Below are 21,785 nucleotides of genomic sequence, written 5' to 3' on the forward strand. Positions count from 1 at the left end.
TTCTCAGATCGTCCGGAACGCCAGGACCACGTTGTGCCCACCGAACCCGAACGAGTCGTTCAGCACGGCGACACGCCCCTCGGGGAGAACCCGCGCCTCGTCGCGCACGACGTCCGCGTTGACCTCGGGGTCGAGCTCGCCGATGTTGATGGTCGGCGGAGCCGTACGGTTGACCAGCGCCAGGATCGACGCCACGGTCTCGATGCCACCGGCACCACCGAGCAGGTGACCGGTCATCGACTTCGTCGCGGAGATCGCCATGTGGTCGACGTCGTCGCCGAACACCTTGCGCAGCGCCTTGATCTCGGCCACGTCACCCTGCGGCGTCGACGTGGCGTGCGCGTTCACGTGCACGATCTCGGCCGGCTTCAGGTCCGTGTTGTCGAGCAGGTTCTGCAGCGCGTGCGCGATCCCGTTGCCGGACGGCTCCGGCTGCGTGATGTGGTGGCTGTCGGCGGAGATGCCCTGGCCGACGGCCTCGACGTAGATCCGGGCGCCGCGGGCCTTGGCGTGTTCCTCGGACTCCAGGACGATCACACCGGCGCCCTCACCGAGCACGAAGCCGTCACGGCCGGAGTCGTAGGGACGGGAGGCGCCCTGCGGGTCGTCGTTGTTCTTGGACATCGCCATCATGTTGCCGAACGCGGCGATCGGCAGCGGGTGGATGGCGGCCTCGGTACCACCGGCCACGACCACGTCCGCACGCCCGGTGCGGATCATCTCGATCGCGTACCCGATGGCCTCCGCGCCCGAGGCGCAGGCCGAGACCGGAGTGTGCACACCGGCGCGGGCACCCAGCTCGATGCCGACGTTGGCCGCCGGGGAGTTGGGCATGAGCATCGGCACGGTGTGCGGGGAGACGCGGCGTACGCCCTTGTCCTTGAGGATGTCGTACTGGTCCAGGAGCGTCGTCACGCCGCCGATGCCGGAGGCGATGACCGCACCGAGACGGTCGGGGTTCACGGACGCGTCCTCACCGGCCCTGGCGGTGAAGCCGGCGTCCTTCCAGGCCTCCTGAGCGGCGATCAGCGCGAACTGCGCCGAGCGGTCCAGCTTGCGGGCCTGGGGCCGGGGGATGATCTCGCCCGGCTCGACGGCGATCTGCGCTGCGATGCGGACCGGCAGGTCGGCCGCCCACTCCTGCTCCAGAAGGCTGACACCGGACTTGCCGGCGACCAGGGCCTCCCAGAACGAAGCTGCGTCGCCACCCAGCGGTGTGGTTGCGCCGATACCGGTGACGACCACGGTGCGATTGGTCGGGCTCACGGGAATTCTTTCTCCAACGGATGCGGGATTCTACGGCGCCACCGCCGGGTGGCGGGGCCTTGCAGCCAGGGGCCTAAGGGGTGGCTCAGGCCTGGTGCTTAAGGATGTAGTCGGTCGCGTCGCCGACGGTCTTGAGGTTCTTGACGTCCTCGTCCGGGATCTTCACGTCGAAGCGCTCCTCGGCGGCGACGACGACCTCGACCATGGACAGCGAGTCGACGTCCAGGTCGTCGGTGAAGGACTTGTCCAGCTGGACGTCCTCGGTGGGGATCCCGGCGATCTCGTTCACGATCTCGGCGAGACCGGCGACGATCTCTTCCTGAGTGGCGGCCATGTCAGGCGCTCCTTCTTCGATGTTCCAGACGGTTTGTGGCAATTGTTGCCGTGCCCGATCGCAGGATCCGGCACGGAGTGCCTAGGGGAGGGTAACGACCGTTGCGGCGTAGACGAGACCCGCCCCGAATCCGATGACGAGCGCGGTGTCGCCGCTCTTCGCCTCCCCGGTCGCCAGGAGCCGCTCCATCGCGAGCGGAATCGAGGCGGCCGAGGTGTTGCCGGTGGTGCGGATGTCACGGGCGACCGTGACGTGCTCCGGCAGTTTGAGGGTCTTCACCATCGAGTCGATGATCCGCACGTTGGCCTGGTGCGGGATGAAGACGTCCAGCTCTTCCGGGCTGATCCCGGCCGCGTCCAGCGCCTGCTGGGCGACCTTCGCCATCTCGAACACGGCCCAGCGGAACACCGCCTGGCCCTCCTGCGTGATGGCGGGGAACTTGACGTTGCCGTCGCTGTCGAGCGGCAGCTGGGAGACATCGCCGATCCGGAACCGGTCCCAGGGGACGGTCTGCTTGATCGTCTCGGCCTTGTCGCCCTCGGAGCCCCACACGGTCGGGCCGATCGCCGGCTCCTGCGAGGGGCCGACGACGACCGCGCCGGCGCCGTCGCCGAACAGGAAGGCCGTGGCCCGGTCCTCCAGGTCGGTCAGGTCGCTGAGCCGCTCCACACCGATGACGAGCACGTACTCGGCGGAACCTTCCACCACCATGCCCTTGGCGAGGGTCAGGCCGTAGCCGAAGCCCGCGCAGCCGGCCGAGATGTCGAAGGCCGCGGCCTTGTCGGTGCCCAGCTTGTCGGCGATCTCGGTGGCGATGGCCGGGGTCTGGCTGAAGTGCGAGACCGTCGAGACGACCACGGCACCGATCTGCTCGGCGCCGATGCCGGCGGCCGCGATCGCCTTGCCGGAGGCCTCGATCGCCATCGCGGCCACGGTCTCCTCGGGGCCGGCCCAGTGCCGGGTCTCGATGCCGGAGCGCGAGCGGATCCACTCGTCGGAGGAGTCGATCTTCTCGAGGATCACCTCGTTGGGCACCACCCGCGTCGGCCGGTAGCCGCCGACACCGAGGATGCGCGCATACGGGGCGCCCTTGCTGGGCTTGATCTTCGCCATGTACGGCTCCTTCAGGCGCCGGCGTGCTCGATGATGAGCGCGCGGGCCGCGTCGAGATCGTCGGGGGTCTTCAGGGCCAGCGTCGTGACGCCGGGCAGCGCCCGCTTGGCCAGGCCGGTCAGCGTGCCGCCCGGGCACACCTCGATGAGCGCGGTGACGCCCAGCTCCTTGAAGGTCTCCATGCACAGGTCCCAGCGCACGGGGTTGGCGACCTGGCCGACCAGCCGCTCCAGCACCTCGGCGCCGGTGGCGACGGCCCGGCCGTCCTTGTTGGAGACGTAACGGACCTTGGGGTCGGCCGGGTTCAGCTCCGCGGCGGCCTTGGCCAGCGTCTCGACGGCGGGTGCCATGTGGTGGGTGTGGAAGGCGCCGGCGACCTTCAGCGCGACGACCTTGCGGACGCCCTCGGGCTTGTCCTCGTCCAGCGCGGCCAGCTGCTCCAGCGTGCCCGCGGCGACGATCTGGCCCGCGCCGTTGATGTTCGCCGGGGTCAGGCCCAGCTTCTCCAGATGCGCCACGGAGGTCTCGGGGTCGCCGCCGAGCAGCGCCGACATGCCGGTCTCGGTGACCGCGGCGGCGTCGGCCATCGCCAGACCCCGCTTGCGGACCAGGCCCAGCGCGGAGGTGTCGTCCAGGATGCCCGCGAAGGCGGCGGCCGTGATCTCGCCCACGCTGTGGCCGGCCACGGCGTCCGGGGCGCCCGCCGCGTCAGCGGCAAAAGGGAACGTACCCAGTGCCGCGGCGGACAGGATCCCGGCGGCGACCAGCAGCGGCTGGGCCACCGCGGTGTCACGGATGGCGTCGGCGTCGGCCTGGGTGCCGTAGTGGACCAGGTCCAGGCCGATGGCGTCCGACCAGGCGGCGACACGGTCGGCGGCGCCGGGCAGTTCGAGCCAGGGAGTCAGGAAGCCGGGCGTCTGGGCGCCCTGGCCGGGAGCGACGAGTACGAGCACTCTCACACTCTCTCTTGGGGACGGGCACAGCCGCCCGTGAGGACAGGGACGAAGAACACGAAGGGCTTTTGTGGGCCCCCGACAAAACCCTATGCCGAGGGTTCGCCGTCGACCAGACGCCCCAGGATGAGCGCGATCCGCAGCGTGAACGCGGATCGTACATCCGATGGCGACCAACCGGTGACGTCCGTCACACGTCGAAGCCGGTAGCGCACGGTGTTCGGGTGAACGAAGAGCATCCGGGCCGCGCCTTCCAGACTGCTCGCCTGCTCCAGATAGACACTCAGGGTTTCCAGCAGTGCCGAGCCGGCCTCTTCGAGAGGTCTGTAGATCTCCTCCACCAACTGCTCGCGGGCGCTCGGATCGCCCGCGATCGCGCGCTCCGGCAGGAGATCGTCCGCCAGCACCGGCCGCGGCGCGTCCTGCCAGGCAGAACACGCCTTCAGGCCCGCGGCGGCGGCCTGCGCGGACCGCGTGGCGGCCAGCAGATCGGGTACGACGGGCCCCGCGACCACCGGCCCGGCGGCGAAGGGCCCGATCAGCGACTTGGCGACGGCGAGCGGATTGGAACTGCCGCCCGCGATGACGACGAGCCGATCCCCGAGCACCCCGGTGAGCACCTGGAGCTTGGCATGCCGCGCGGCCCGCCGGATGGCCTCGACGGTGAGTTCGCTGTCCCCGTCGGGCGCGGTCCCGAGCACGACACACACATGTTCCGGCGAGTTCCAGCCGAGCGCGGCGGCCCGGCTGACGGCCCCTTCGTCCGCCTCCCCGCTCAGCACGGCGTTGACGACCAGCGACTCAAGCCGCGCGTCCCAGGCACCGCGTGCCTCGGCGGCCTGCGCGTACACCTGCGCGGTGGCGAAGGCGATCTCCCGGGCGTACACGAGCAGCGCCTCCCGCAGCACGCTCTCGTCACCGGGCGCGGCCACCTCGTCGATCGCCGACTCCATGACCTCGATGGTGGTCCGCACCATCTCCACGGTCTGCCGCAGCGTGATGGCCCGGGTCAGCTCGCGCGGCGCGGTGCCGAAGACGTCCGTGGAGATCGCCTGGAGTGCGTCCGGGTGCCGGAACCACTCGGTGAAGGCCGCGATGCCCGCCTGGGCCACGAGCCCGATCCAGGAACGGTTCTCCGGGGGCATGGCCCGGTACCACGGCAGGGTCTCGTCCATCCGCGCGATGGCCTGCGCGGCGAGAGACCCGGAGGACTTCTCCAGCCGCCTGAGGGTCGCGGCGTGCGGGTGGACGTCGAGTGCGTGGTGACCGGCGTGGGGCTCGTTGCTGCGGGATTCGGGTTCGGGCACGGGACAAGACTGCCTTATCCGGACGCCGGTGCGTGCCGCCGGGTCGGGCTCAGCCCTTGGGGCGGGGTCTACCGTGGTGCGCGTGATGGACGTACGGCGCGCGGACGAGCGCTACCCAGGGGGCGAGCCGGAGGCCGGGATCGAGTCGTGGCACGCCTTCTCCTTCGGCCCCCACTACGACCCCGGCAACCTCCGCTTCGGCGCGGTCATCGCCTGCAACGAGGAGCGGCTCGCGCCCGGGGCCGGCTTCGGCGAACACCCGCACAGCCACACCGAGATCGTCACCTGGGTCGTCGAGGGCGAACTGACCCACCGCGACTCCACCGGCCACGAGACGACGGTCCGCGCCGGTGACGTCCAGCACCTCAGCGCCGCGGCGGGCGTCCGCCACGTGGAGCGCAACGACGGGTCGTCGCCGCTCACCTTCCTCCAGATGTGGCTGGCCCCACGGGAGCCGGGCGGGGAGCCGTCGTACCAGATCATCCCGGGGATAGCCGACTCCACGCCGTACGCGGTACCGGGGGCGGGAGCGATGCTGCACATACGCCGCCTGACAGCGGGGGAGCGGACGGCGGTCCCGGACGCCGCGTTCGTGTACGTGCACGTGGTGCGGGGTGCCGTCCGGCTGGGCGCGGAACAACTGGCCGCGGGCGACTCGGCACGGATCACCGGGGCTGAGGGCTGGGAGGCGGTGGCAGCCACACCGGCCGAAGTGCTGCTGTGGGAGATGGGGGCGTAGGCAGGAGGGGGCCGGCCGTCGTCCGTCTGCGGCCCGGCGGGGGCTGATCGCGCAGTTCCCCGCGCCCCTCAGGGAACTGCGGTGCCGTCGGCTGCACCCCGGCGGCGCCGGTCCCCAGCCCGCCCCGGCGAACCTCAGCCGCGCAGTTCCGCCAGCACCGCGTCCGTGAACACCGGCCACGTCTCGATCGCCCAGGGCCCGAACGCCCTGTCGGCCAGGGCGACCCCGGCAACTCCCGCATCGGGGTCGATCCACAGGAACGTACCGGACTGCCCGAAGTGACCAAAGGTGCGCGGGGAGGAGGAACTCCCCGTCCAGTGGGGCGACTTGGAGTCGCGGATCTCGAAGCCCAGGCCCCAGTCGTTCGGGTTCTGGTGGCCGTATCCCGGAAGCACACCCTTCGTCCCGGGGTACTGCACGCTCATCGCCTCCGCGACCGTCCGCGGATCCAGCAGCCGCGGCGCCTGCACCTCCGCCGCGAACCGCAGCAGGTCGGCCACCGTGGACACGCCGTCCTTCGCCGGGGAGCCCTCCAACGTCGTCGACGTCATGCCCAGTGGCTCCAGCACCGCCTGCCGCAGATACTCCGCGAACGGAATGTCCGTCGCCTTGGCGATGTGGTCCCCGAGCTGCTCGAACCCGGCGTTGGAGTAGAGACGGCGCTCACCGGGAGGCGCCATCGCCTTGTGCTCGTCGAAGGCCAGCCCGGAGGTGTGCGCGAGGAGGTGGCGGACGGTCGCGCCGGGCGGCCCGGCCGGCTCGTCCAGCTCGATCGCGCCCTCCTCGTACGCGACCAGCGCCGCATACGCGGCCAGCGGCTTGGTGACCGAGGCGAGCGGAAAGCGGTGCCCGACGGGACCGTGCGTCCCGAGGACGGTCCCGTCGGCTCGTACGACACCCGCCGCCGCGGTGGGGACGGGCCAGTTCTCGATCGACGCCAAGCTGGGCAGGCTGTTCAACGACATGCTGCCGAGCCTATGCGGCTCACAGCAGCAGCCGCATCGACGGGTCCGGGTCACGGGTGAAGCCGAGGGAGGCGTACAGCGGCTCGGCCTCCGGGGAGGCGTTCAGCAGGACGTGGCCCGCGCCACGTTCCCGGAACCAGGCCAGCAACTCCTCCATGGCCGCGCGCGCGTACCCGCGCCGCCGGGCGTCGTGGTCGGTCGCGACGCTGAAGACGTGCCCGACCCGCCCGTGCGGATTCCCGGCCTTCCCGATGCGGTACTCCAGCGTTCCGGCCACCAGCGCGGCCAGCGCCCCGGGCCGGTCCGGATGGTCCACGACGAAGGCGACGAAGTCACCGTCCGGCTCGGCCAGCCGCTTCCGCAGCGTCGGCAGCGACTCGGCATGCCAGTCCGTCGGCCCGCCGCCTCCCGCGCTCCACAGAGAGTCGATCATCACCTGCCGCAGACGCAGCAGTTCTTCGGCATCCTCGGGCAGCGCCCGGCGTGCAAGACTCATGAGCCGCACGTTAGCCAGGCGCCCCGGCCCGCGTCCCGGGGATTTCTTACCGAATCCGCTTGCTTGGAGTGCACTCCAACCCCATAGCGTGGAGGCCATGACGGTGATGCAGACCACGCCAGCGGACACCGCACCCACGGCCCCCGCAGACATCTGCTCCGCCCCGCCCAGACGCCATCCACGCCCCGACGGCGAGGACCGCTACACGATCAGCGAGGTCGTCGCCTTCACCGGCCTCACCGCGCACACCCTGCGCTGGTACGAGCGGATCGGCCTGATGCCGCACGTCGACCGCTCGCACACCGGTCAGCGGCGCTACAGCAACCGCGACCTGGACTGGCTGGACTTCGTGACCAAGCTGCGGCTGACCGGCATGCCGGTGGCGGACATGGTCCGGTACGCGGAACTGGTCCGGGAGGGCGAGAGCACCTACGGGGAACGGCGGGAGCTGCTGGAGTCGACCCGCCGGGACGTCCTGAACCGGATCGCCGAGCTGCGGGACACGCTCGCCGTACTCGACCGCAAGATCAGCTTCTACGCGATGGAGGGCACCGCGCGATGACCGACGTCAGGATTCCGACCGTACGGCTCGGCGAGGACGGACCGGAGGTCGGCGTACAGGGCCTCGGCTGCATGGGCATGAGCTTCGCGTACGGCCCCACGGACGCCGGCCAGGCGCGCGCCGCGCTGGAGCGGGCGCTGGAGCTGGGCGTGACCCTGTACGACACGGCGGACGCCTACGGCGCGGGTGAGAACGAGCGATTCCTCTCCCCCTTCTTCAAGGCGCACCGGGACGAGGTGGTCATCGCCACCAAGTTCGCCCTGTCGATCCCCGAGGACGACCCGACCAGGCGGATCATCCGCAACGACGCGCCGTACATCCGCGAGGCCGTCGAGGCCAGCCTGAAGCGGCTCGACGTCGACGTGATCGACCTGTACTACATGCACCGCCGCGATGTGAACGTCCCCATCGAGGAGACCGTCGGCACGATGGCGGAGCTGGTCCGCGAGGGCAAGGTCAAGCACCTCGGGCTGAGCGAGGTCACCGCCGACGAGCTGCGCGCCGCGCACACCGTGCACCCGATCGCGGCCGTGCAGTCGGAGTGGTCCCTGTTCAGCCGGGACATCGAGGCGAAGGTCGTACCGGCAGCGCGGGACCTGGGCGTGACCCTGGTGCCATACTCGCCGCTCGGCCGCGGCTTCCTCACCGGCTCCTTCACCAACGCCGAACAGGAGCTCACGGCCGACGACTTCCGCCGCCGGCAGCCCCGCTTCACCGGCGCCAACGCGGCCGCCAACGCCGCCCTCCTGGAGCCGATCCGCGCGATCGCCGAGGCCCACGACGCCACTCTCGGCCAGATCGCCCTGGCCTGGGTACAGCAGCGGGCGACGGTCGACGCCCTCCCGGTGGTTCCCATCCCGGGCACCCGCAAGCCGAACCGGGTGGAGGAGAACGTGGCGGCGACGGCGATCGTCCTGACGGACGAGGAAGTGTCCCAACTGGAGCCCATCGCGGCCAAGGTGGCGGGCGGGCGCTACGCGGACATGACGTTCACCTCTGCGGGCCGGGAGTAGCTCAGAGCTCCGCCAGGAGTTCGGCCTTCTTCGAGGAGAACTCCTCGTCGGTGACCAACCCGGCCTGATGCAACTCCCCGAGATGCCGGATCCGTTCGGCGATGTCCGCGGGGTCGCGCCGTGACGGGGCCGGTACCCCGGGTACCGGCCCCCGCGTGCGTACGGCCGCCAGGACCGCCGCGGCGAACGGCAGCGACTCGTGCACCGGGCCGTACCCCAGCCCGAAGACGACGGTCGCCGGATCCTGATCGGGCTGCACGGCGGCCGACTCGGCCGAGCGCCGGACCAGCCGCAGATGTCCCTCGAACACCTCGGGTGACCGCCACTCCACCCCGCTCAGCTGTGTGACCGGAAAGCTCTGGTCGCCGGCCTTCCACTTCGCCGAGGACGCGCCCGTCCAGGACCAGCGGAACTGCACGGCCGTACCGTCGAAGCTCGCCTTCCCGTCGTACGCCTTGAACGACAGCGGCGCCTCGGGCGCGGTCACCAGGTGGCCGTCGGCGGGCCCGGACTCGGTCAACAGGCACTTCAGTTCGTCGGCGTAGTACTCGGCGAGGGTCTCCCGCTCGGCCGGCAGCACCAGCCGGTACGGATCGGAGCCCTCCTTCAGCTGCCCGGCCGCCGCCTCCATCAGCGGATCCGCGCCGGCGCGCGGCAGCAGTCGGAGCACGACGGTGCCGCGCCTGCCCGGGGAGAGCGTCAAACCCTCGACCGCGGACAGCGGGATCCGCCGTTCCCCGAGTGCCTGGAACAGCTTCGGTGTTCGAATCCCCCGTTCGTAACGGATGAGCACGGAGTCGGACTCGAACTCCCAGACGGCATGAAAACCCGCCAGTACGTCACCCATGCGGCTCATCGTATGCGGCACGTGCTCCTCCGTCGCCACCCGCGCAGACCGCACTTCCTGCTGTTTCTACGCGCGTCCGGCCGTGGTGGTGCCGGGCACACCGGCCTGGCACAGCTCGTTCTCGCGTGCGCACGTCACCGCGTCGTACGCCCCGACCGCCACGTCGGCGAGGTTGCGCAGGCTGTCCGTGCCCGGCTGGAAATAGCCGGCGTGGCCCTGCGCGTCCCGGGCGGACAGCACCCGCGCACCGAACGCCGAGGACACCGGGTCGGCCCCGTGCCCGAGCCCGCCGAGCTCCAGATACGGCACGTCCTGGATCCAGTCGCTGGCGTCCCGCATGGCCCACACCCGGGCCGTGGTGCCCAGGTGGGAGGCGCTGGAGACCCGCATGCCGGGGCTCGCGGCCACCGCTATGTCGGTCACCCGGCGCGGCATGGCGTGCGCGGCCACCCCGCAGACCACGGAGCCGTAGCTGTGGCAGACCGTCGTCACCGGGGCACGGCCGGGCAGGCCGCCCAGCAGCGCGTTCAGCCGTACGGCCCCCTCCTCGGCGCGCAGCCCGGTGGCCGCGTCCATGCCGAGGCCGTCGGGGGAGGTGTAGTCGGCCCAGGCGATCACGGCCGTACGGGTCGCGGGGCTCTGTGCGCGCTCCGCCGCGTACAGAGCCTTGGCCATGCCGACCGGGGCGGTGTACTGGCGGTTGGTCTTCTGGAAGGTGAGCAGATTGGTGTCGACGCCGGGGACGATGACCGAGATCCGCTGCGCCTTGTCCAGATTCCCGAACACCTCCGCGATCCGGCCCGAGCCCTCGGGGTCGAAGGCCAGGATCTTCCGGCCGGGGCTCATCAGGTCCTCGTAGCGGTGCATACGACGGCCCGCGTCCTGCTGTCCGGCCGCGCTGAGCCGGCTGTCGTGCATGCGTTTCTTCTCGACCTTGCGTTGCTGCTCCAGCGCGATGTGGTTGGCGCGGTAGCGCAAGGTGACGGGGGCGCCGTTCATGTTGCCGACCGTGAGCGGGTAGCGGCGGGCGAGACGGCTCTGGTCCTCGGGGGAGAGGGACGCGAAGAAACGGCCGAGCAGGGACGGTGCGGCCTTGGGGTCCGGCAGATGGAGGCCGTGGATGCTGCCGTGCTCCCACTTGGCGAGCGAGGCCTGCAGTGCGGTCGACTCCCTGTGGCTGTGCAGGGCGGTCCAGCCGGTGGTCGCGAGCATCACGAACACCACGGCCAGCGCCAGCAGTGCGCGCCAGACGTTCAGTTGCGGGGAGGTGTCGAAGGAAGTCACTGGGAGGACACACTAGGAGAACGGGAGGGTCTCGGGGTAACCGAGTGACAGGTATCACGTTTCGTGAAGCGTCGAACGCGTTGTCAACGATCTCGGTTTGAGCGCCAGTTCCCGGTAAGTGCGGAACCCACCTGATCGAGGTAGGACGCGGTGAGTTGACGGATCGCCACCAGACTGAAGTCGTCGCCCGTGCACCACTGCCGTTCGGTGACCCTTATCACGCCACCGAACACGGCCACGGCCAGCCTCGGTCGAGGGTCGGCGTCCACGTCCACGCCCTCGCGCTCGGCCAGCAGGCGCGCGATCGTCTCCTCCGTGGCCGCCGAGCGGCGCAGATGGGCGGCGAGCAGCGCCGGCGTCGACTCGATCGTCCGGTACATGCGCAGGTACAGCTCGACCGGGACGGCCGACTCGACGGTCTCCCGGATCCCGTCCCAGCCCTCCAGGACCGCCTGCCGCAGGGCCTCCATCGGCGGCTCGTGCGGCGGACGCGCGCGTACGGCCTCGACGAAGCGCGCCTCCGTCATCTCCTGCACGGCGAAGGCCACGTCCTCCTTGCCGGCGAAGTAACGGAAGAAGGTGCGCTGCGAGACGTCGACGGCCTCGGCGATCTCGTCGACGGTCGTGTGCTCGTACCCCTGGGTCGTGAAGAGCTCCAGAGCGGCCCGCAGCAGCGCCTCCCGGGTGCGCTGTTTCTTGCGTTCGCGCAGCGTTTCCATACGTGTCAGTTACTGACGGATGAAACGATTTGTCAATTGTCAGAGACTGTCACTAACCTCGAACGCATGACTAGTCAGACCACGATCGACGCGACGGGGCCGGGGGACGCGGCGCCGGAGGCCTCGCCCGAGTCGCCTCCGGCCGCGGGGCTGCGCGGCCACCCCTGGCTCACCCTGATCACCGTCGCTGTGGGCGTCATGATGGTGGCCCTCGACGGCACCATCGTGGCCATCGCCAACCCGGCGATCCAGAAGGACCTGGGGGCCACCTTCGCCCAGGTGCAGTGGATCACCAACGGCTACTTCCTGGCCCTCGCGGTCTCCCTGATCACCGCGGGCAAGCTCGGTGACCGCTTCGGCCACCGGCAGACCTTCCTCATCGGTGTGACCGGCTTCGCCGCCGCCTCCGGTGCCATCGGCCTGTCCCACAGCATCGCCGCGGTCGTCACCTTCCGTGTCTTCCAGGGTCTGTTCGGCGCGCTGCTGATGCCGGCCGCGCTCGGCCTGCTGCGGGCCACCTTCCCGGCCGAGAAGCTCAACATGGCCATCGGCATCTGGGGCATGGTGATCGGCGCGTCCACCGCGGGCGGCCCGATCCTCGGCGGCGTGCTCGTCGAGCACGTCGACTGGCAGTCGGTGTTCTTCATCAACGTGCCGGTGGGAGCGCTCGCCCTGATCCTGGGCGTGCTGATCCTGCGCGACCACCGTGCCGAGAACGCCCCGCGCTCCTTCGACATCCTCGGCATCGCCCTGCTCTCCGGCGCGATGTTCTGCCTGGTCTGGGCCCTCATCAAGGCCCCGACCTGGGGTTGGGGCGACGGCAAGACATGGATCTTCATCGCCGCGTCCGTGGTCCTCTTCGCCCTGTTCTCCGTCTGGGAGACGAGGGTCAAGGAGCCCCTGATCCCGCTGGGCCTCTTCCGCTCGATTCCGCTCTCGGCGGGTGTGGTGCTGATGGTCCTCATGGCCATCGCGTTCATGGGCGGGCTCTTCTTCGTGACGTTCTACCTCCAGAACGTGCACGGCATGAGCCCCATCGACGCCGGCCTGCACCTGCTGCCGCTCACCGGCATGATGATCGTCGGCTCGCCGCTCGCCGGCGCCGCGATCACCAAGCTCGGCCCGCGCATCCCGCTGGCCGGCGGCATGGCCGCGACCGCGATCGCGATGTACGGCATGTCGACGCTCGAGGCCGACACCGGCAGCGGTGTGATGTCGATCTGGTTCGCGCTGCTCGGCCTCGGTCTCGCACCGGTCATGGTCGGCGCCACCGAGGTCATCGTCGGCAACGCCCCGATGGAACTCTCCGGTGTGGCGGGCGGCCTCCAGCAGGCGGCCATGCAGATCGGCGGCAGCCTCGGTACGGCCGTGCTGGGCGCCGTGATGGCCTCCAAGGTAGACAGCGACCTGCCGGGCAACTGGACCGGCGCCGGGCTGCAGCAGCTGACCCCGGGTCAGCTGGACAAGGCCTCGGAGGCGGTCCAGGTCGGCGTCGCCCCGGTGCCGAAGGGTGTGCCGGACCAGATCGCCGCGAAGATCACCGAGGTCGCCCATCACACGTTCATCTCCGGCATGAGCCTCGCCTCACTGGTCGCCGCGGGCGTGGCGGCGGTCGCCGTCCTCGTCGCGCTGCTCACCAAGCGGGGCGCGAACGCCGAGGCGGGCGCGGGCGCGGGCCACATCTGAGGGACTCTTCTCGGACTCCGCCCGGGCGTCTTCCGGGCGGAGTTCCCCTATCAGGGTGACTTCGCTAAAGATCGCTCGCACCGGGCGCGCGCCGCAGGTCACAGTGGGTCAAGTCCTCCGCAGGACATGGGGACGGCCGGGCCGCGGCGCGCGCTGCCGGAGGGGGGCAGCGCGCGCAGGTCTGCCGGGCCGGAATCGGGGTACTCGCACCGCGAAGCCGAACTGTCCATGGGCCTCAGGGAGTTGATGATGGCAGGCTTCCGGCAAGGAACGCGCGGGTACCCCCGGTCACGTGGCCGGACGTGGCAACGGACCGGGCCGGACCGCGCGACACTCGGCATCATCGGCGCGATCTGTGCCGTGGCCGGCTTCTTCGCACTGGGCATTGTCCTGGGCCCGGTGGCGATGGTCTGCGGCTGGCGGTCCATGGGCCGCAAATGGTCGAACGACCGCGACATCCCAGCGCTGGTGGCGTTGATCCTCGGCGCGATAGACACGGTGCTCGCCGTCGTCGCCCTGGCGGGCGCGGCCACGTGGGGCCACGGGCTCCTTTAGCCGACGGTTGTGTCGTGGGGCCCGGGGCCGTCCGCCCGGCGCGGGCGCGGGAGCTGATCGCGCGGTACCCCGCGCCCCTTCCGGTCGCCGCGGCACCTTGCCGGCGCCGGTAAGCGACCCCACCCCGGTCGGCGACGGCACCGGGCAGGGCGTCAACTGCGCTGCTGCTCCCGCTCGTCAGCCAACCGAGCCACCTCCGCCCGCAGCAGGCGAACCTCCTCGGCCAACGTGGCGATCGCTTCCGTCTGCCGCCGCTCCTCCACGTCGTCCTTCTCGAACCGCGCGATGAACCACGCCGCGATGTTCGCGGTCACCACACCGAGCAACGCGATCCCGGACAGCATCAGTCCGACGGCGATCATCCGTCCCAGCCCGGTCGTCGGCGCGTGATCCCCGTACCCCACGGTCGTCATCGTCGTGAACGACCACCACACCGCGTCACCCAGCGTCCGGATGTTCCCGTTCGGTGAGTCCCGCTCCACGGACAGCACCGCCAGCGACCCGAACATCAGCAGCCCGATCACCTACCCGGCGACATACGTCGTGAGCCGGATCTGCGAGGCCATCCGGGCCCGCCGCCCCACCAGCAGCAGCGTCGACACCATCCGCAGCAACCGCAGCGGCTGCAGCAGCGGCAGCACCACCGCGCACAGGTCCACCCAGTGCGTCCGGACGAACTCCCGGCGCCGCGGGGCGAGGGCGAGCCGCATCAGGTAGTCCGCGGCGAACGCCGCCCAGACCACCCACTCGACCACCGCGCACGCGTACGTCAGCGAATGACCCGCGGAGTGGTCCACGATCGGCACGGCATAGGCGATGGTGAACGCCACCGCCAGCGCCAGCAGAGGCCGTTGGGTATGCCGTTCCCAACGCGCCTGCGCCGACTGATCGTTCATGCCCGCAATGGTAAAGAAAAAGCAACGAGGGCGGCGCCCCAGGTACTCCGGGCGCCGCCCTCGCTCAGCAGGTCGAGGCCGAGCGGTGGGGGAGGCTACGCGTCGCCGCCCGCCGCCCCCGGATGCGCCGCCGAGACGTCCAGCAGCTGGTACCGGTCGATGGCCTGCTTCAGCACCGAGCGGTCCACCTTGCCCTCACGGGCCAGTTCGGTCAGCACCGCGACGACGATCGACTGGGCGTCGATGTGGAAGAAGCGCCGCGCCGCACCCCGGGTGTCGGCGAAGCCGAAGCCGTCCGCGCCGAGCGACTGGTACGTGCCCGGCACCCACCGCGCGATCTGGTCCGGAACCGATCGCATCCAGTCGGACACGGCCACGAACGGACCCTCCGCGCCGCTGAGCTTGCGCGTCACATACGGCACCCGCTGCTCCTCCTCCGGGTGCAGCAGATTGTGCTCCTCGCACGCCACCGCCTCGCGGCGCAGCTCGTTCCAGGAGGTGGCCGACCAGACGTCGGCGCGCACGTTCCAGTCCGCGGCGAGGATCCGCTGCGCCTCCAGCGCCCACGGGACCGCCACGCCGGACGCCATGATCTGCGCCGGGATCGAGCCGTCCGTGCCCTCACTGAGCTTGTGGACGCCCTTGAGGATGCCCTCCACGTCCACGTTCGCCGGCTCGGCCGGGTGCTGGATGGGCTCGTTGTAGACGGTCAGGTAGTAGAAGACGTCCTCGCCGTGCGGGTGCTCGGCGTCGCCGCCGTACATGCGGCGCAGGCCGTCCTGGACGATGTGCGCGATCTCGTAGGCGTACGCCGGGTCGTAGGCCACGCACGCCGGGTTGGTCGAGGCGAGCAGCTGCGAGTGGCCGTCCGCGTGCTGCAGGCCCTCACCGGTCAGCGTCGTACGGCCCGCGGTCGCGCCCAGCACGAATCCGCGCGCCAGCTGGTCGGCCATCTGCCAGAACTGGTCGCCGGTGCGCTGGAAACCGAACATCGAGTAGAAGACGTAGACGGGGATCAGCGGCTCGCCGTGCGTGGCGTAGGCCGAGCCCGCCGCGATCAGGGAGGCCGTACAGCCCGCCTCGGAGATGCCGTCGTGCAGCATCTGGCCGGTCGGCGACTCCTTGTAGGCGAGCAGCAGCTCCCGGTCGACAGACTCGTACTGCTGGCCCAGCGGGTTGTAGATCTTCGCGCTCGGGAAGAAGGAGTCCATGCCGAACGTGCGGTACTCGTCCGGCGCGATCAGAACGAACCGCTTGCCGATCTCCTTGTCCCGCATGAGGTCCTTGAGGAGCCGGACAAAGGCCATGGTCGTGGCGATGGACTGCTGGCCCGTGCCCTTCTTCACGGTCGCGTACGTCTTGTCGTCCGGCAGCGGGAGCGGCTTGGAGCGCACGACGCGCGTCGGGACGTACCCGCCGCACTGCTTGCGCATGTCGTGCATGTACTGGATCTCGTCCGTGTCCCGGCCCGGGTGGTAGTACGGCGGCGGGCCGGACTCCAGCTCCTTGTCGGAGATCGGCAGGTGCAGCCGGTCCCGGAAGCGCTTAAGGTCGTCGACCGTCAGCTTCTTCATCTGGTGCGTGGCGTTGCGGCCCTCGAAGTTGGGGCCCAGCGTCCAGCCCTTGACCGTCTTGGCCAGGATGACCGTCGGCTGGCCCTTGTGCTCCTTGGCCGCCTTGAAGGCCGCGTAGATCTTGCGGTGGTCGTGACCGCCGCGGCCCAGGTGCAGGATCTGGTCGTCGGTCATGTTCTCGACCATCGCGCGCAGCCGGTGGTCGTCGCCGAAGAAGTGCTCGCGGATGTACGCCCCCGACTCCGTGGCGTACGTCTGGAACTGGCCGTCCGGGGTCGTGTTCATCTTGTTGACGAGGATGCCGTCCCGGTCCTGCGCGAGCAGCGGGTCCCAGCTGCGGTCCCAGATCAGCTTGATCACGTTCCAGCCGGCGCCCCGGAAGATCGACTCCAGCTCCTGGATGATCTTGCCGTTGCCGCGCACCGGGCCGTCGAGCCGCTGCAGGTTGCAGTTGACGACGAAGGTCAGGTTGTCCAGGCCCTCGCGGGCCGCGATGGACAGCTGGCCGAGCGACTCCGGCTCGTCCATCTCGCCGTCGCCGAGGAACGCCCACACGTGCGACGTGGAGGTGTCGGCGATGCCGCGCGCCTGCATGTAGCGGTTCATCCGCGCCTGGAAGATCGCGGCCAGCGGGCCGAGGCCCATGGAGACCGTGGGGAACTCCCAGAAGTCCGGCATCGAGCGCGGGTGCGGGTAGCTGGACAGGCCGTCCGGGTACTTCGACTTCTCCTGGCGGAAGCCGTCCAGCTGGTCCGCGCTGAGCCGGTCGAGCAGGTACGCGCGCGCGTAGATGCCAGGGGAGGCGTGGCCCTGGAAGAAGACCTGGTCGCCGCCGTCGCCCTGGTCCTTGCCGCGGAAGAAGTGGTTGAAGCCGACGTCGTACAGCGAGGCGGAGGAGGCGAAGGTGGCGATGTGGCCGCCGACGCCGATGCCGGGGCGCTGGGCGCGCGAGACCATCACGGCCGCGTTCCAGCGGGTCGCGTTGAGGATCCTGCGCTCGATCTCCTCGTTGCCCGGGAAGAACGGCTCGCTCTTGGTGGGGATCGTGTTGACGTAGTCCGTGCTGCGCATCTCGGGCACGGCCACGCGCCGCTCGCGGGCCCGCTCGATCAGCCGGAGCATGAGGTAGCGGGCCCTCTCCCGGCCGCGCTCGTCCACGGCGGCGTCGAGGGAGTCGAGCCACTCCTGGGTTTCTTCGGGATCGAAGTCAGGAACCTGACTCGGAAGGCCGCCAATGATGATCGGATTGCGATCGGATCCGGAAGCCACGCTGTTCCTTACCTGTCAGAGGGCCAGTTTTCGCACCTGCCTACACCGTCCCCCATCGTGTACCTCGGGACGGCGTAACGTCATCTCCTTCGTGTCCGCACTGTGTCCGCACGGGTCAAAACGCAACGATACGCCCGGGGTGTGACGTGCTCGGCAAAGGTGTTCGAGGGGCGTATCGCCGGATGATTCTGAGATGATTCCGAACGGCACAAACCGGGCACATCGGTGTGATGTGGGTCATGCGGAAACGGGATACGGTGCCAGGAGTTGCGGCGACACGGCCGGGATCGTCACCGTTTAGGCGGTCCGGACGGCCGGGTACTTGCGCGATCCGCCCCGCCCGTGTGGACTACGGCCAATGCTTCGCGCACGCGCGTGGCTGAGATACTCAACAAGACATGATCAGGAGGCAACCCGTGAGCGCGACCGCGGACCACGCGGAGGAGCGGACGAACCCTGCCGCCAGGCTGGGGTTCCAGCCCGGGCAGGTGGTCCAGGAGATCGGCTACGACGACGACGTCGATCAGGAGCTCCGTGAGGCCATCGAGGAAGTCATCGAGGGCGACCTGATGGACGAGGACTACGACGACGTGGCCGACGCCGTTGTGCTGTGGTTCCGTGATGACGACGGCGACCTGACGGATGCGCTGGTGGACGCCACCACGTACATCGAAGAGGGCGGCGCGATTCTGCTCCTGACGCCGAAGACCGGCCGTTCGGGGTACGTGGAGCCGAGCGACATCCAGGACGCCGCCACGACGGCCGGACTTACGGCGTCGAAGAGCGTCAGCGTGGGCAAGGACTGGAGTGGCTCGCGGCTTGCCACGCCGAAGGCGGCCAAGTCCAAGAAGTGATCTCCTCTCCCCCCACCGGACGGGCTGGGATTCGCCCCAGCCCGTCCGGAAGACCCCGGTGATCGCTGCGTAGGGTGGACCCGAGCGTGTGCTGTGCGCTCACCCGAACGGCCCACCGAAGGGATGCACGACGATGGCGATCCAGGTCGGCGACAAAGCGCCCGACTTCGAGCTCAAGGACAACCACGGCCGGACCGTGAGGCTCTCGGACTTCCGCGGCGAGAAGAACGTGGTCCTGCTCTTCTACCCCTTCGCCTTCACCGGCGTGTGCACCGGCGAGCTGTGCGAGCTGCGCGACAACCTGCCGAAGTTCGAAGGCCGCGACACCCGGCTGCTCGCCGTCTCCAACGACTCCATCCACACCCTGCGCGTCTTCGCCGAGCAGGAGGGCCTGGAGTACCCGCTGCTCAGCGACTTCTGGCCGCACGGCAACGTCTCGCGCGCATACGGCGTCTTCGACGAGGACAAGGGATGCGCCGTCCGGGGCACCTTCATCGTCGACAAGGAGGGCGTCGTGCGGTGGACCGTGATCAACGGCTTGCCGGACGCGCGCGACCTGAACGACTACGTGAAGGCGCTCGACACCCTGTAGGCCGACCGTGGCCGACACCTGTGATTCTCCGGGTCCAGGGTCTGCGGGGGCCGGGAACCCGTCACTAGGATCGGCTCGTTGATCCCATATCCGAAGCACGACGGGGCTCCCCGCCCCTGGACACCACATGGAGGACCCGTGGGAGTCAGCCTCAGCAAGGGCGGCAACGTATCGCTGACGAAGGAGGCCCCGGGCCTGACCGCCGTCATCGTCGGCCTGGGGTGGGACGTGCGGACCACGACCGGCACGGACTTCGACCTCGACGCGAGCGCACTGCTGCTGAACAACACCGGCAAGGTCGCGAGCGACCAGCACTTCGTCTTCTTCAACAACCTCAAGAGCCCCGACGGCTCGGTCGAGCACACCGGTGACAACATCACCGGTGAGGGCGAGGGCGACGACGAACAGATCAAGATCAACCTGGCCGGCGTCCCGGCCGACATCGAGAAGATCGTCTTCCCGGTGTCGATCTACGACGCCGAGAACCGCCAGCAGTCCTTCGGCCAGGTCCGCAACGCGTTCATCCGCGTCGTGAACCAGGCGGGCGAGCAGGAGATCGCCCGCTACGACCTCAGCGAGGACGCCTCCACCGAGACCGCCATGGTCTTCGGTGAGCTGTACCGGCACGGGGCGGAGTGGAAGTTCCGCGCCATCGGTCAGGGCTACGCCTCGGGCCTGCGCGGCATCGCGCAGGACTTCGGCGTCAACGTCTGATCCCGGCAGGGTTACGACACCTGCACCCGTCCGGCGCCGCACCGTTTACGGTCGGCGCCGGACGCGCAGGACAACCAGGGAAGCACCACTAGGGGAGGACCAGCATCATGGGCGTCACGCTCGCCAAGGGAGGCAATGTCTCCCTCTCCAAAGCCGCACCGAACCTCACCAACGTCATGATCGGGCTCGGCTGGGACGCGCGGTCCACCACCGGCGCCCCCTTCGACCTGGACGCCAGCGCACTGCTGTGCGGCGCCGGCAACCGCGTCCTGGGCGACGAGTGGTTCGTCTTCTACAACCAGCTCAAGAGCCCCGACGGCTCGGTCGAGCACACCGGTGACAACCTCACCGGTGAGGGCGAGGGCGACGACGAGTCCATCCTGGTGGACCTCGCCAAGGTGCCCGCGCACTGCGAGAAGATCGTCTTCCCGGTCTCCATCCACATGGCGGACGAGCGCGGCCAGACTTTCGGCCAGGTCTCCAACGCCTTCATCCGGGTCGTGAACCAGGCCGACGGCCAGGAACTGGCCCGCTACGACCTCAGCGAGGACGCCTCCACCGAGACCGCCATGATCTTCGGCGAGCTGTACCGCTACCAGGGAGAATGGAAGTTCCGCGCCGTCGGTCAGGGCTATGCGTCGGGCCTGCGCGGCATCGCCCTCGACTTCGGGGTGAACGTCTCCTAGCCGAGCACCCTCCCAGGGGGCCCGTGCTGTGGCTTTCCGGTGAGGGTTGCCCTGGACGGTACCGCCGGTAGGGTGCACCTCTAGACTCGGGGTCAACATTTAGCAAAGCCGAGTACGGCGCGGGGGAGCCCCTCACCCAGACTTCGTCTGGGAGGGACCCCCAGACACGATTGGGTAGCCAGTGCTTCTGAAAACCTTCGGCTGGTCGTTCGCGGTCACCGCGCTCGGCCTCGTCGCCGCGGTCTTCTACGGGGGGTGGGAAGCCTTCGGTGTCGTGGCGATCCTGGCCATCCTCGAGATCTCGCTGTCGTTCGACAACGCGGTGGTCAACGCCGGCATCCTGAAGAAGATGAACGCCTTCTGGCAGAAGATCTTCCTCACGGTCGGCGTTCTCATCGCGGTGTTCGGCATGCGGCTGGTCTTCCCCGTCGTGATCGTCGCCCTCACCGCCAAGCTCAACCCCTACGACGCGGTCCACCTGGCCCTCACCGACAAGGACCGCTACCAGCAGCTGGTCACCGACGCCCACCCGGCGATCGCCGCGTTCGGCGGAATGTTCCTGCTGATGATCTTCCTGGACTTCATCTTCGAGGACCGGGACATCCAGTGGCTGCGCTGGATCGAGCGCCCGCTGGCCAAGCTCGGCAAGGTCGACATGCTGGCGGTCTGCATCGCCCTGATCGTCCTGCTGATCACCTCCTTCACCTTCGCCACCCACGCCCACCAGCACGGCGGCGCCCACGTCGACAAGGCGCAGACGGTCCTGATCGCCGGTATCGCCGGCCTGATCACCTACATGATCGTCGGCGGCCTGTCCGGCTACTTCGAGGACCGGCTGGAGGAAGAGGAGGAGCGCGAGCACGAGGAGGAGGAAGAGGCCGCCCGCACCGGCAAAAAGAAGCCGGCGGTGATGCTGGCCGGCCAGGCCGCGTTCTTCATGTTCCTCTACCTGGAGGTCCTGGACGCGTCCTTCTCCTTCGACGGCGTGATCGGCGCCTTCGCCATCACCAACGACATCGTGATGATGGCCCTCGGCCTCGGCATCGGCGCCATGTACGTCCGGTCCCTCACGGTCTACCTGGTCCGCCAGGGCACCCTCGACGACTACGTCTACCTGGAGCACGGCGCCCACTACGCCATCGGTGCCCTGGCGGTGATCCTCATGGTCACCATCCAGCACGAGATCAACGAGGTCATCACCGGTCTCGTCGGCGTCGTCCTGATCGCCCTCTCCTTCTGGTCCTCCGTCCGCCGCAACCGCGCACTGGCGGCCGAGGGCGAGGGGACCGACGAGAAGGCCGAGGTCTCCTCAGGGGTGTGAGCCGGGTCCCCTACGGGTCAGATCCGGGCCGTGACGGGGT

The 21,785-nt window shown here is 69.6% G+C and carries 21 protein-coding genes and 1 pseudogene; 10 read left to right on the forward strand and 12 right to left on the reverse strand.

Annotated features, from left to right (window positions below):
* Positions 1-3 precede the first annotated feature (3 nt).
* The 5 genes from fabF to AB0M27_RS13990 all read right to left on the reverse strand — a co-directional run bounded on the left by fabF (position 4) and on the right by AB0M27_RS13990 (position 4,973).
* Entirely contained in the window at positions 4-1,266 is a 1,263-nt protein-coding gene (gene fabF / locus AB0M27_RS13970; protein WP_365721271.1) for a beta-ketoacyl-ACP synthase II, read from the reverse strand.
* Between the two features lie 85 nt (positions 1,267-1,351).
* Positions 1,352-1,600, reverse strand: coding sequence for an acyl carrier protein (locus tag AB0M27_RS13975; protein WP_018545314.1), 249 nt, complete (start codon positions 1,598-1,600; stop codon positions 1,352-1,354).
* 81 nt (positions 1,601-1,681) lie between these two features.
* Positions 1,682-2,713, reverse strand: a complete 1,032-nt coding sequence (locus AB0M27_RS13980) for a ketoacyl-ACP synthase III (RefSeq protein WP_365721273.1) — start codon at positions 2,711-2,713, stop codon at positions 1,682-1,684.
* Between the two features lie 11 nt (positions 2,714-2,724).
* The gene (locus tag AB0M27_RS13985; protein ID WP_365721275.1) at positions 2,725-3,666 is read right to left on the reverse strand and encodes an ACP S-malonyltransferase; all 942 of its coding nucleotides are present in this window, start codon (positions 3,664-3,666) and stop codon (positions 2,725-2,727) included.
* A gap of 89 nt (positions 3,667-3,755) precedes the next feature.
* Positions 3,756-4,973, reverse strand: coding sequence for a helix-turn-helix domain-containing protein (locus AB0M27_RS13990; RefSeq protein ID WP_365721277.1), 1,218 nt, complete (start codon positions 4,971-4,973; stop codon positions 3,756-3,758).
* A gap of 85 nt (positions 4,974-5,058) precedes the next feature.
* On the opposite strand from AB0M27_RS13990, the gene AB0M27_RS13995 reads away from it, so the two are divergent.
* Positions 5,059-5,712, forward strand: coding sequence for a pirin family protein (locus tag AB0M27_RS13995; protein ID WP_365721515.1), 654 nt, complete (start codon positions 5,059-5,061; stop codon positions 5,710-5,712).
* 134 nt (positions 5,713-5,846) lie between these two features.
* Here AB0M27_RS13995 and AB0M27_RS14000 read toward each other — a convergent pair whose 3' ends face one another.
* Positions 5,847-6,677 (reverse strand): serine hydrolase domain-containing protein, encoded by an 831-nt coding sequence (locus tag AB0M27_RS14000; protein WP_365721279.1) that lies wholly within the window; start codon positions 6,675-6,677, stop codon positions 5,847-5,849.
* 19 nt (positions 6,678-6,696) lie between these two features.
* Positions 6,697-7,173, reverse strand: a complete 477-nt coding sequence (locus AB0M27_RS14005) for a GNAT family N-acetyltransferase (RefSeq protein WP_365721281.1) — start codon at positions 7,171-7,173, stop codon at positions 6,697-6,699.
* A gap of 97 nt (positions 7,174-7,270) precedes the next feature.
* Between AB0M27_RS14005 and AB0M27_RS14010 the strand changes: the two genes are divergently transcribed.
* Both AB0M27_RS14010 and AB0M27_RS14015 read left to right on the forward strand, forming a co-directional pair.
* Complete coding sequence (locus AB0M27_RS14010) at positions 7,271-7,735, forward strand: MerR family transcriptional regulator (protein WP_365721283.1); 465 nt, start codon at positions 7,271-7,273, stop codon at positions 7,733-7,735.
* The gene (locus AB0M27_RS14015; protein WP_365721285.1) at positions 7,732-8,748 is read left to right on the forward strand and encodes an aldo/keto reductase; all 1,017 of its coding nucleotides are present in this window, start codon (positions 7,732-7,734) and stop codon (positions 8,746-8,748) included. Before AB0M27_RS14010 ends, AB0M27_RS14015 begins: the two co-directional genes overlap by 4 nt.
* A 1-nt stretch (position 8,749) precedes the next feature.
* Here the strand turns inward: AB0M27_RS14015 and AB0M27_RS14020 are convergent, their stop codons facing one another.
* The 3 genes from AB0M27_RS14020 to AB0M27_RS14030 form a co-directional block, all read right to left on the reverse strand.
* Entirely contained in the window at positions 8,750-9,595 is an 846-nt protein-coding gene (locus tag AB0M27_RS14020; RefSeq protein WP_365721287.1) for a DUF4429 domain-containing protein, read from the reverse strand.
* A gap of 66 nt (positions 9,596-9,661) precedes the next feature.
* Positions 9,662-10,879 carry an alpha/beta hydrolase gene (locus AB0M27_RS14025; RefSeq protein WP_365721289.1) on the reverse strand — a complete coding sequence of 406 codons (1,218 nt, stop codon included), beginning with the start codon at positions 10,877-10,879 and terminating at the stop codon, positions 9,662-9,664.
* A gap of 83 nt (positions 10,880-10,962) precedes the next feature.
* Positions 10,963-11,598, reverse strand: coding sequence for a TetR family transcriptional regulator (locus AB0M27_RS14030; protein ID WP_365721291.1), 636 nt, complete (start codon positions 11,596-11,598; stop codon positions 10,963-10,965).
* A gap of 66 nt (positions 11,599-11,664) precedes the next feature.
* On the opposite strand from AB0M27_RS14030, the gene AB0M27_RS14035 reads away from it, so the two are divergent.
* Together AB0M27_RS14035 and AB0M27_RS14040 are read left to right on the forward strand one after the other, a co-directional pair.
* The gene (locus AB0M27_RS14035) at positions 11,665-13,284 is read left to right on the forward strand and encodes an MFS transporter (RefSeq protein ID WP_365721293.1); all 1,620 of its coding nucleotides are present in this window, start codon (positions 11,665-11,667) and stop codon (positions 13,282-13,284) included.
* A gap of 246 nt (positions 13,285-13,530) precedes the next feature.
* On the forward strand, positions 13,531-13,839 hold the full coding sequence (locus tag AB0M27_RS14040; RefSeq protein ID WP_365721517.1) for a small hydrophobic protein: 309 nt from the start codon (positions 13,531-13,533) through the stop codon (positions 13,837-13,839).
* Between the two features lie 152 nt (positions 13,840-13,991).
* On the opposite strand, the pseudogene AB0M27_RS14045 reads toward AB0M27_RS14040, so the two are convergent.
* Positions 13,992-14,735 (reverse strand): annotated as a pseudogene (locus AB0M27_RS14045) (ion channel).
* 95 nt (positions 14,736-14,830) lie between these two features.
* Positions 14,831-17,578 carry a pyruvate dehydrogenase (acetyl-transferring), homodimeric type gene (gene aceE, locus AB0M27_RS14050; protein ID WP_365721295.1) on the reverse strand — a complete coding sequence of 916 codons (2,748 nt, stop codon included), beginning with the start codon at positions 17,576-17,578 and terminating at the stop codon, positions 14,831-14,833.
* A 416-nt stretch (positions 17,579-17,994) separates the two neighbouring features.
* On the opposite strand from aceE, the gene AB0M27_RS14055 reads away from it, so the two are divergent.
* The 5 genes from AB0M27_RS14055 to AB0M27_RS14075 all read left to right on the forward strand — a co-directional run bounded on the left by AB0M27_RS14055 (position 17,995) and on the right by AB0M27_RS14075 (position 21,745).
* Positions 17,995-18,432 (forward strand): DUF3052 domain-containing protein, encoded by a 438-nt coding sequence (locus AB0M27_RS14055; RefSeq protein WP_365721297.1) that lies wholly within the window; start codon positions 17,995-17,997, stop codon positions 18,430-18,432.
* Between the two features lie 133 nt (positions 18,433-18,565).
* Positions 18,566-19,024, forward strand: a complete 459-nt coding sequence (locus AB0M27_RS14060) for a peroxiredoxin (RefSeq protein ID WP_365721299.1) — start codon at positions 18,566-18,568, stop codon at positions 19,022-19,024.
* Positions 19,025-19,162: 138 nt separating this feature from the next.
* On the forward strand, positions 19,163-19,738 hold the full coding sequence (locus AB0M27_RS14065) for a calcium homeostasis/redox stress adaptation protein (RefSeq protein ID WP_351203376.1): 576 nt from the start codon (positions 19,163-19,165) through the stop codon (positions 19,736-19,738).
* 107 nt (positions 19,739-19,845) lie between these two features.
* On the forward strand, positions 19,846-20,424 hold the full coding sequence (locus tag AB0M27_RS14070) for a TerD family protein (RefSeq protein WP_351798132.1): 579 nt from the start codon (positions 19,846-19,848) through the stop codon (positions 20,422-20,424).
* 181 nt (positions 20,425-20,605) lie between these two features.
* Positions 20,606-21,745: a DUF475 domain-containing protein gene (locus tag AB0M27_RS14075; RefSeq protein WP_365721301.1), complete on the forward strand. Its 1,140-nt coding sequence runs from the start codon at positions 20,606-20,608 to the stop codon at positions 21,743-21,745.
* Positions 21,746-21,785: the final 40 nt, after the last annotated feature.

Source organism: Streptomyces sp. NPDC052107 (genome assembly GCF_040680215.1).
Taxonomy (GTDB): Bacteria; Actinomycetota; Actinomycetes; order Streptomycetales; family Streptomycetaceae; genus Streptomyces.